This is a genomic window from Serratia sp. TSA_198.1 (genome assembly GCF_052686505.1).
In genome coordinates this window covers 121117-131863 of record NZ_JBQZFP010000005.1, presented here as the reverse complement: position 1 = coordinate 131863, position 10747 = coordinate 121117, and the positions used below count along the sequence as shown (strand labels likewise).

General features: G+C 60.7%; 6 protein-coding genes. All 6 read left to right on the top strand.

Going from position 1 to position 10747, the window contains the following annotated elements; genetic code table 11:
- The first annotated feature begins 95 nt into the window (after positions 1-95).
- From bcsR to bcsC, 6 genes are read left to right on the top strand one after another with little or no spacing between them, the layout of a single operon-like run.
- A complete protein-coding gene (gene bcsR, locus ACUTSW_RS19315; RefSeq protein ID WP_062869197.1) occupies positions 96-287 on the top strand; it encodes a cellulose biosynthesis protein BcsR in 192 nt (63 codons plus the stop codon).
- Positions 288-290: 3 nt separating this feature from the next.
- Positions 291-1013, top strand: a complete 723-nt coding sequence (gene bcsQ, locus ACUTSW_RS19310; RefSeq protein ID WP_063199092.1) for a cellulose biosynthesis protein BcsQ — start codon at positions 291-293, stop codon at positions 1011-1013.
- A complete protein-coding gene (bcsA, locus tag ACUTSW_RS19305) occupies positions 1010-3613 on the top strand; it encodes a UDP-forming cellulose synthase catalytic subunit (RefSeq protein ID WP_445585200.1) in 2604 nt (867 codons plus the stop codon). The genes bcsQ and bcsA overlap by 4 nt, the downstream gene beginning before the upstream one ends.
- A 56-nt stretch (positions 3614-3669) precedes the next feature.
- Positions 3670-5976 carry a cellulose biosynthesis cyclic di-GMP-binding regulatory protein BcsB gene (gene bcsB, locus ACUTSW_RS19300; RefSeq protein WP_445585104.1) on the top strand — a complete coding sequence of 769 codons (2307 nt, stop codon included), beginning with the start codon at positions 3670-3672 and terminating at the stop codon, positions 5974-5976.
- A 5-nt stretch (positions 5977-5981) separates the two neighbouring features.
- A complete protein-coding gene (gene bcsZ / locus ACUTSW_RS19295; protein ID WP_062869201.1) occupies positions 5982-7094 on the top strand; it encodes a cellulose synthase complex periplasmic endoglucanase BcsZ in 1113 nt (370 codons plus the stop codon).
- Complete coding sequence (gene bcsC / locus ACUTSW_RS19290; RefSeq protein ID WP_445585103.1) at positions 7076-10549, top strand: cellulose synthase complex outer membrane protein BcsC; 3474 nt, start codon at positions 7076-7078, stop codon at positions 10547-10549. Before bcsZ ends, bcsC begins: the two co-directional genes overlap by 19 nt.
- The last annotated feature ends 198 nt before the right edge of the window (positions 10550-10747 follow it).

Here is a 10747-nt window from a genome sequence, read left to right as displayed (position 1 = left end):
TGTAATAATATCTGTTAGGAATCATCTTATTGGCCATGTCTTTTTTTTACGTTGCTATAGTTAATTAACATTAGCCTATTTTTAAAGGCGGCAGAATGAATAATCAATTAACGCGCTTTCAAACCGTGGCACCGTCGGAAACTCAGGATGATCTGCTGGCCCTTAGCGAGGCATTTTCTCTGCCGACATTAAGTTATGTCGATATTTCGCGTCAGGAACGATTAACTCAGATGATGACGCGCTGGCCGCTGCTGGCCGAATTGGCGCAGATAACGGGGAGTCGCTAGTTTATGCCAGTGATTGCTCTGCAGGGTCTGCGAGGCGGAATGGGCACGACGTCAGTGACGGCGGCGCTCGCCTGGGCATTACAACAGTTGGGGGAATCGGTGCTGGCGATTGATTTCGCGCCGGATAATCTGTTACGCCTGCATTTTAATATGCCGTTTGGGCTGGCGCGCGGCTGGGCCCGTGCTGAGCAAGACGGCGGCGACTGGCAGCAGGGCGCGATGCGCTATTGCGAAAAGCTCGACTTTCTTCCTTTTGGCCGGCTAACGGCCACGGAACGACTGAATCTGCAATCCCCCGCCCACTGGCAAGATAGGCTGGCGCAGTTGGCCGCCGGCGGTCAATATCACTGGATCCTGCTCGACGTGCCGGCAGACGACAGCGTACTGGCGCGTCAGGCGTTGGCGCTGGCAGACAGCATCTTCATGCTGATCGCCCCGGACGCCAACTGCCAAATCCGCCTGCATCAACAGGCGTTGCCGGAAGGCTGCCGCTTTCTGATTAACCAATATTTCGCTGCCAGCCAGTTGCAGCAGGATTTGCATCAGTTGTGGTTGCAAACTCTGGGCGGCCTGTTGCCGGTGGCTATCCACCGCGATGAGGCGATGGCCGAGGCAATGGCGGTGAAGCAGCCGTTGGGCGAGTACCGCCCGGAAAGTCTGGCTGCCGATGAGGTGCTGACGCTGGCCAACTGGTGTCTGATCAATCTCAAGGATGCGGCACCATGAGCCGGGTGATGAGTCTGTTGCTGGTGCCGCCGGTCCATCAGGCGGTGCAGACGCGCTATCGAACCTACCGCCGTAACGGATCCTCGGCCTTTAGCGCTTTCTTTGCCACGCTGTTGGTGGCGGTGGGCTGGGTTTTCCTGCGTTTTGAATCCCCGGACTGGCAGCGGGTGCGCGCCAGCCGCGCCTATTGGTTCCCGCATTTATCCTTCAGCCGCCCGCGCCCTGCGGATGGGCTGCGTTGTCTGTTGCAGGGGCTTTGGCTGCTGCTGTTTCGTACCGGCCGCTCGCCGATGGGCCGTCATTATTTCGCCGGTTGGCACCGTCTGCAACTGCGTTACGCCAACTGGCTGCAAAGGCTCCCGCACCGGTTGCAAAGCGCCGGGGTAGAGCAGCGTTCGGTGGAACGCCTGAGCCAGATGAGCCGGCGCATGCGCCGCGTGCTGTTTATTATTGTCGGCGTGCTGGCGGCGATCCTCGCCATGCTGTGCATTTCGCAACCCTTCGATTTGCCGGCGCAGTTTGTGTTTGTGGTGCTGCTGTGGGGCATTGCGATGGTGGTGCGCCGGGTACCGGGCCGTTTGCCGGGGCTGATGCTGATCGTACTGTCGCTGACCGTTTCCTGCCGCTACCTTTGGTGGCGCTACACCGCCACGCTGAACTGGGACGATCCGCTCAGCCTGACCTGCGGCCTGCTGCTGCTGGCGGCGGAAACCTATGCCTGGGTGGTGTTGGTTCTGGGCTATTTCCAGACCGTCTGGCCGCTTAACCGCCAGCCGGTGCCGCTGCCTGCCGATAGCGCGACCTGGCCGACGATCGATCTGATGGTGCCGACTTACAACGAAGATCTTGGGGTGGTGAAACCGACGATCTACGCCGCGCTGGGTATCGATTGGCCGAAAGAGAAGGTCAATATCTACCTCCTCGATGACGGCAACCGACCGGAATTCAAAGCCTTCGCCGAAGAGGTGGGGGTGAAGTATATCGCCCGGCCGACCCATGAGCATGCCAAGGCCGGTAACATCAACAACGCGTTGAAGCAGGCCACCGGCGAGTTTGTGGCGATCTTCGACTGCGACCACGTACCGACCCGCTCCTTCCTGCAATTGACCATGGGCTGGTTTTTTAAAGACAAGAAGCTGGCGATGTTGCAGACCCCACATCACTTCTTTTCGCCGGATCCGTTTGAGCGCAACCTCGGGCGTTTCCGCCAAACCCCGAACGAAGGCACGCTGTTCTACGGCCTGGTGCAGGACGGCAATGATATGTGGGATGCGACCTTCTTCTGCGGATCTTGCGCCATCCTGCGCCGCAGCGCGCTGGATGAGATAGGCGGCATCGCGGTGGAAACCGTCACCGAAGATGCCCACACCTCGTTGCGTTTGCATCGTCGCGGGCACACCTCGGCCTATATCCGTATTCCGCAGGCCGCCGGGCTGGCGACCGAAAGCCTGTCGGCGCACATTGGCCAGCGCATTCGTTGGGCGCGCGGCATGGTGCAGATTTTCCGGTTGGATAACCCGCTGTTCGGCAAGGGGCTGAAACTGGCGCAGCGGCTGTGTTACGCCAACGCCATGTTGCACTTCTTGTCCGGTATTCCGCGGCTGATTTTCCTCACCGCGCCTTTGGCGTTCCTGCTGCTGCACGCCTATATCATTTTCGCCCCTGCGCTGGCGATCGCGCTCTATGTGTTGCCGCATATGATCCATGCCAGCCTGACCAACTCGCGCATTCAGGGTAAATACCGTCACTCTTTCTGGAGCGAAATCTACGAGACCGTGCTGGCCTGGTATATCGCCCGCCCTACCACGGTGGCGCTGTTCAATCCGCACAAGGGTAAATTCAACGTGACCGCCAAAGGCGGGCTGGTGGAAGAGGAACATGTCGATTGGGTGATTACCCGCCCTTACATGTTCCTGGTGGTGCTTAATCTGGCCGGCCTGATCTTCGGCGCCTGGCGGATGGCCTACGGCCCGACGGACGAAGTCATGACGGTGATCGTCAGCCTGGTGTGGGTGCTGTACAACATGACGATTCTCGGCGGCGCGGTGGCGGTGGCGGTAGAGGCCAAGCAGGTGCGCCAGGCGCACCGCGTGGAGATTGCCATGCCGGCCGCGATAGCCCGCGCCGATGGTCACCTGTTTCCTTGCACGCTGCGCGACTATTCCGACGGCGGGGTAGGGATTGAAATGCGCGTGTCGGATGCGCTGAAAGACGGCGACAAGGCATCGCTGCTGCTAAAACGCGGCCAGCAGGAATACAGCTTCCCGTGCGTGGTCACGCGCGCCTTCGGCAGTAAGGTGGGGATCCGCATGGTCGATCTCACCACCCGTGAACATATTGATTTTATTCAGTGCACCTTTGCCCGCGCCGATACCTGGGCGCTGTGGCAGGACGGGTTCCCTGAAGATAAACCGATCGAAAGCCTGCGCGACGTTCTGGCGCTGGGCTTCCGGGGTTACCTGCGCATGGCGGACTATGCGCCGCCGATGGTGCGCAGCCTGCTGGTCGGATTCACGACGATGATTGCGTGGATAGCGTCATTCATCCCGCACGGTGTTGGCAGGAACCCGGCTTTCAGCCAAAAAGAGACAGTGGTATAGGCAAACCGCCCCGTTCACTTGCCTGGCTCCCAGGCTCTAACATTGATGATGATACGATGACGAGAAAAATAACCTGGTTTACCGCCCTGGCCTTAGGCATCAGCACCCTGTCTCAGGCTGAAACCGCCACCGCGCCCACCGTCGTCGCGCCACCGGCGAGTGTACCGGCCGATGCACCGGTCACCACGCCCATGGGAACGGCCGCACCGCAGGATGCGAATGCGCCGGTCCGCGACGTGCAATTGCCGTTTGCCCAGATAGCGCCGCCGCCGGGGACCTTTACCCTGCGCGGCACCCGACCGGATGGCCAGGTTGAGTTCGGCGTCCGCAGTGACGAAGTGGTGTCGCAGGCGACGCTCGATCTGGAGTTCACGCCTTCGCCGTCGCTGATCCCGGTGGAGTCGCACGTCAAGGTGTACCTCAATGACGAACTGATGGGCGTGACCCCACTCACCAAAGAACAGCTCGGCAAGCCAAATCGTATCCAGATGGCGATCGACCCGCGCTATATCACCGATTTTAACCGCGTGCGGTTGGTGTTCGTCGGCCATTACCAGAACATCTGCGAAAACCCGGCCAACAGTACGCTGTGGCTCGACGTCAGCAAGTCCAGCTCGCTGAATTTGCGTTTCCAGACGCTGCCATTGAAAAACGAGCTGTCGCATTTCCCGGAACCCTTCCTGGACAGCCGCGACAACCGGTCGTTGACGTTGCCGATGGTGTTCGCCGGTTCGCCGGACCTCACTCAGCAGCGTGCGGCGGGTATGTTGGCCTCGTGGTTCGGCAGCAAGGCGCAGTGGCGCGGCCAGTCGTTCCCGACGTTGTATAACAAACTGCCGGACCAGCACGCCATCGTCTTCGCCACCAATAAGCAGCGCCCGGATTTCCTGCGCGATTACCCGGCGGTCAACGGGCCAACGGTGGAGATGATCAGCCATCCTGACAATCCCTACGTCAAACTGCTGCTGGTGCAGGGGCGAGATGACAACGATTTGATCACCGCGGTAAAAGGCATTGCGCAGGGCAACATTCTGTTCCGCGGCCAGAACGTCACGGTGGATAAGGTTGAACAACTGGCGCCGCGCACGCCATACGATGCGCCTAATTGGGTGCGCACCGATCGGCCAATGACCTTTGCCGAGTTGCAACAGTACGCCGAACAGCTGCAAACCAGCGGTATCGAGCCTGGCCCGATCTCGCTGACCATGAACCTGCCGCCGGATCTGTTCCTGATCCGCAGCACCGGCATCGATATGCACCTGAAATACCGCTATACCGCGCCGCGCATTCAGGACGGCTCGCGCCTGAGCGTTAGCCTGAACAACCAGTTCGTGCAGGCCTATTCGCTGGTGCCGGAACACGAACAGGGCGCTCAGCTGCTGCGCCTGCCGCTGACCCAGGGGCTGATCGACTCCGACAAGAGCGTCAATATTCCGGCGCTGCGGTTGGGTGCCAGCAACCAGATGCGGTTCGACTTTGATTACACCACGCTGTTGGCCAGTGGGGCGGAAGGGCGTTGCGAGACGTATTCGTTCACTCAAAACCACGCGGTCATCGACGGTTCGTCGACCATTGATTTCTCCGGTTACCGTCACTTTATGGCGATGCCGGATCTGCGTGCCTTCGCCAATGCCGGTTTTCCGTTCAGCCGTCTGGCCGATCTGTCGCAGACGCTGGTGCTGGTCAACAAACAGCCGCAGCCGGCGCAGGTCAGCGCCATGCTGAACGCACTGGGGATCATCGGCGCCCAAACCGGTTACCCGGCGTTGGCAATGACGCTGAGTGACGATTGGTCGCAGGCCAAAGATCGCGATGCCGATATTCTGATGATCGGCACTATCCCGCCGGAACTGCGGGACGACAAAAAAATCAGTCTGCTGGTGGATGCCACCCAAAGTTGGGTGAAACAGCCAACGCGTCAGTTGCCGCTGCCGGCCATGGAGGTGCTGCCGGAGGACACCAAACCCGACAGCCAGACCACCATCAGTTCCGAAGGCGCGATGTCGGCGATTATCGGCGTGCAGTCGCCGTTTAACGATCAGCGCAGCATTGTGGCGCTGCTGGCCGACAGCCCGCGCGGCTATGATCTGCTGAACACGGCGCTGTTGGACAGCGGCAAGCGTGCGGCGGTGTTTGGCTCGGTGGCGGTGATCCGCGAATCGGGGGTGAACAGCCTGCGCGTAGGCGACGTTTATTATGTCGGCCACCTGCCGTGGTGGGAGCGCATCTGGCACGCGTTGTCGACCCATCCGGTGTTGCTGGCGGTGATTGCGGTGGCGGTGGTGGTGATTCTGGCGCTGATGCTGTGGCGTGGTCTGAAGGCCTTTAGTCGCCGTCGCCTGTCGCCTGAAGATCGGGATTAATCACCATGTCTGCAACGCTGAAACGCCTGACGTTCGGTATGCTGCTGCTGTGCGCATTCGGCGCGGCGGCGGCCTGCGAGTGGCCGGCCTGGCAACAGTACAAGCAGTTTTACATCAGCGACGAAGGACGGGTGATCGACCCGAGCAGCCCGAACCGCATCACCACCTCGGAGGGGCAGAGCTACGGCCTGTTCTTCGCCCTGGTGGCGAACGATCGGCCGACGTTCGACAAGCTGCTGGAGTGGACTGAAAACAACCTGGCGGCGGGCGATCTCAGCGCCCATTTGCCCGCCTGGCTGTGGGGCGAGGACGATAAAAAGCGCTGGACGGTGCTGGACACGAATACGGCGTCCGATGCCGATCTGTGGATTGCCTACAATCTGCTGGAAGCCGGTCGTTTGTGGAAAAGCCGGCGTTATCAAACCCTGGGTACGCTGCTGTTGCAGCGTATCGGCCGCGAAGAAGTGGCCGATATCCCCGGGCTGGGGCTGATGCTGCTGCCGGGCAAGGTCGGGTTCGTGGCGCAAGATCGCTGGCGGCTCAATCCGAGCTACCTGCCGCCGCAGCTGCTGGCGCGTTTTGCCGCCCTGAACGGCCCATGGCGAGCGATGCAGAAAACCAATCAGCGGTTGTTGCTGGAAACCGCACCGCACGGCTTCTCCCCGGATTGGGTGGTGTGGCAGGCCGGCAAAGGCTGGCAACCTGATACCGTGAAACCGGATGTCGGCAGTTACGACGCCATCCGGGTTTATCTGTGGGTCGGTATGTTGGCGGACGATGACGAGCATAAAGCCGCATTGGTCAAACAGCTGCTGCCGATGGCGCAATCGACCGCACAACAAGGCGTTCCACCGGAAAAAACCGACACCGCCAGCGGCAAAACCAGCGGCGACGGCCCGGTGGGTTTCTCCGCGGTCATGCTGCCGATGCTGGCCAATCAAACGGCTGCGCTGGACGTCCAGCGCCAACGCATCAATCAACACCCTCCGGGCGACGATGCCTATTTCAGCGCCTCTTTGACGCTGTTCGGCCAGGGATGGGATCAACAACGTTATCGTTTTAATCGGCAGGGTGAACTTCAACCCGCCTGGGGCGGCCAATGCGTAACTTCAAAATAAACTGGCTGGGTCTGGTGCCTTTAAGCCTGGCAATGCTGCCGCAGGCGCAGGGGGCGGAAGCCGTCGCGCCGGAACAGTGGTTGCTGGAACAGGTGCGCGTCGGGGAGGCCAGTAACAAGGATGAACTGGTGCGCCAGTCGCTTTATCGGCTTGAACTGATGGATCCGAATAACCCGGACGTGATTTCGGCGCGCATGCGCCTGGCGTTGCGGCAGGGCAATCAGGCGTTGGCGCAGCAGCAACTGGATAAGCTCAAGCAGATTGCGCCGCAGTCCAGCGCTTATCGCCAGGCGGAAATGAACATGCTGCTGACCCAGCCGGAAACCCGCCAAAAACTGCAACAGGCGCGGCTGATGGCCACCGCCGGCCGTTTGCCGGAGGCGAAAGCGCAGTATGATGACCTGTTCCATGGCGATCCGCCGACGCTGGAACTGGCGGTGGAATACTGGCGTCTGGTTGCTCGTCTGCCGGGTCAGCAAGCGGCTGCGCTGAAGCAGTTACAGTCATTGGATCAACGCTATTCCGGTAACGTGCCGCTGCGCATGTCGATGGCGCGGATGTTGTTCAGCCAGGATCGTGACGCGCAGGCCTATGATTTACTGCAAAAAGTGGCCGCCGATCCCGCCGGACGCGGCGATGCCGCCGATCTGTGGCTGGAAAAGGTCAAAGCCATGCCGGTCAGCCCGCAAAGCGTAGCGGCCCTCAACCGATTCCTCGGCGTATTTGAAACCGGCGATCAGGCGGTGAGCGCCCGGCAGGAACTGGCCCGGCAGCAAGCGTTGTTGTCGGATCCCACCTATCTGGCGCGGGTGCGCGGGTTGGCGCAGGTGGACAAGGGCGGCAGCCGTGCGGCGATCCCCGAACTGAAAAAAGCGCTGGCGGCCTCGCCCAATGATGCCGAAGTGCTGGGGGCGCTGGGCCAGGCCTATTCACGCGCCGGTAATCGCCCACAGGCGTTGAGCTTGTTCCGTCAGGCGCTGCAGGCCGATAAAGGTGGCAATAACAGCAGTAAATGGCAGAGCCTGATTAAGAGCAACGCTTACTGGCTGGCGATTGACGAAGGCGACAAGGCGCTGAAAGCCGGCAATCTGGCATTGGCTCAGCAGAAATACCAGCAGGCGGGTCAGATTGACGGCCGCGACAGCAGTGCGGCGCTCGGCCTGGGTGACGTTGCGGTGGCGCGTAAAGATGACGCCGCTGCGGAACGTTATTATCAGCAGGCGCTGAGGCTGGAGCCGGGTAACGGCAGTGCGGTGCGCGGTCTGGTGAATATCTACCAGCGTCAGTCGCCGGAAAAGGCGCTGGCCTATCTCAATAGCCTGCCGCGCAGCCAGCAAAACAAGCTGCGCAGTACGCTCGACGGCCTGCAGCTCGATATGCTTAAACAGCAGGCTGACGACTTGGCCGGGCAGCAGCAATGGTCTCAGGCGGCGGAAAAATACCGCCGCGCCCAGTTGATGGACCCTGATGACGTCTGGCTGACCTATCACTATGCGCAGACGCTGCATCAGGCCGGGCAACCGCAGCAGGCGGACGCCTTGTTCAGCCGGTTGGCGCAGAAACAGCGTGACAACCCGCAGCAGGCCTATGCCTATGCGTTATACCTCTCCGGCAGCGATCGCGACCGGCAGGCATTGGCGCAACTGAATACCTTGCCCGCCGCGCAGTGGAACGACAACATGCGCGAGCTGGCGCAGCGGCTGAAAATGCAGGCGACGCTGGAACAGGCCGAACGGCTGCGTGCGGCAGGCGACGAACCTGGCGCGGTAGCCTATCTGCGCCGACAACCGGCGGATACCCGTATCGACCTTCAGTTGGCCGATTGGGCGCTGGCGCGGGGTGAATATGATGCCGCGCTGGCCGATTATCAGCGGGTGCGGGCCCGTGAGCCGAACAACCCGGATGCGCGGTTGGGTGAGATTGAGGCCTATGTGGCACAGGGCAAACTCAGCGAAGCGCGTCAGCGCCTGCAAACCGAACCGCAGGAGCCGGAACCTTCCAGCAATAGCGGGCGGCGAGTGGCCAATGCCTGGTATGCCGTTGGGGAGCCGCAGAAAGCGAGCGATATCTTTACCCGGCTGAAAACGGCGGCGCAGCAGGAGCCGGCGGGGCAGGCGAAAGCGCTGATTTACCGCGACGCGGCCAGAATTGAACGTGAACAGCGGCAGCCGGAATTGGCGCAACAGGATTATAAGCAGGCGATGGTCGCCAGCGGCATTACGCCAACTGTGCCGCAGGATAACGACAGTTACACTTATCTGACGCGCAACAACCCGAGTGACGACTGGCTCAAGCGCGGCATTCGAGCAGACGCGGCGGATTTGTACCGCCAGCAGGATGTCAACGTCACGCTCGATCACGATTACTGGCGTTCCAGCGGTACCGGCGGCATCTCCGACTACAAAGCGCACGACACCATGTTGCAGGTGGACATGCCGCTGTACGACGGGCGGGCCTTCTTGCGGACCGATACCGTGCAGCTGGATGCCGGTAGTTTCTCCTCCGACAGCAGCGGCAAATATTACGAAACCTTCGGCACCTGCCATACCCAGGGCTGTAGCGGCGATGAACATCAGAAAACCACCGGCACCAGCGTGGCGGCCGGTTGGAAAAACGACCGCTGGGCAGGGGACATCGGCACCACGCCGATGGGCTTTGAGGTGGTCGACTGGGTAGGCGGGCTGGCCTACAGCAATGACTGGAACCACATTGGCTGGACGCTGGCGGCGTCACGCCGGCCGATTTCCAGCTCGCTGCTGGCGTTTGGCGGCACTAAGGATCCGAACACCGGCACCACCTGGGGCGGCGTGCGTGCCACCGGGGTGAGCCTTAGCGCCAGCTACGATCGCGGCGAAGCTCACGGCGTCTGGGCTGACCTCAGCGCGCACCAACTGACCGGCAAAAACGTCGAAGATAACCAGCGCGAGCGCTTTATGGCCGGTTATTACTACAAGCTGATCAACGAAGATAACCGCCGCGTCACCGTCGGGCTGAACACCATGCTGTGGCACTATCAAAAGGATTTGAGCGGTTACTCGCTCGGCCAGGGGGGGTATTACAGCCCGCAGCAATATATGTCGCTGGCGGTGCCGGTAAATTATCGCCAGCGTACCGAGAACTGGTCGTGGGAACTGGGCGGATCGGTATCGCTGTCCCATTCGAAAACCAACAGCCAACGGCGTTATCCGCTGCAGGGGCTGATACCGGATTCATTGCCGGACAAGTTCGCGGTGGAAGACGGCAGCTCCTCTTCCGGCGTGGGTTATACTTTGCGGGCGATCGTTGAGCGCCGTCTCAGCTCGCACTGGACACTGGGCGCCGGCATTGATATTCAGCAGGCGAAAGATTATACACCGAGCCATGCATTGATTTATCTCCGCTATTCGTTGGCTGGCTGGCAGGGCGATCTCGATTTGCCGCCGCAGCCGCTCACGCCTTACGCAGACTTCAAATAACCCGGCTCAGTCAGATTCGGAGTGTCGTACACAGGGTAGTTTTGCTACCCTGTGTTAAGGCTGCGTCCTGCCATTTTCCGCCACCGGCACGCATGTGCCGGGGCGAGATAGGGCCTTTCGATTAAGAAAAGACTGAAACCCGCAGTTTTCTTGGTTCTGCCATGGGTATGGCAAGATAAAAACGGCAGACAATCGAGT

Coding starts and splice junctions, on each gene's coding strand:
- bcsB (WP_445585104.1), top strand. CDS start 3,670: ATGACGAGAAAAATAACCTGGTTTACCGCCCTGGCCTTAGGCATCAGC.
- bcsR (WP_062869197.1), top strand. CDS start 96: ATGAATAATCAATTAACGCGCTTTCAAACCGTGGCACCGTCGGAAACT.
- bcsA (WP_445585200.1), top strand. CDS start 1,010: ATGAGCCGGGTGATGAGTCTGTTGCTGGTGCCGCCGGTCCATCAGGCG.
- bcsQ (WP_063199092.1), top strand. CDS start 291: ATGCCAGTGATTGCTCTGCAGGGTCTGCGAGGCGGAATGGGCACGACG.
- bcsZ (WP_062869201.1), top strand. CDS start 5,982: ATGTCTGCAACGCTGAAACGCCTGACGTTCGGTATGCTGCTGCTGTGC.
- bcsC (WP_445585103.1), top strand. CDS start 7,076: ATGCGTAACTTCAAAATAAACTGGCTGGGTCTGGTGCCTTTAAGCCTG.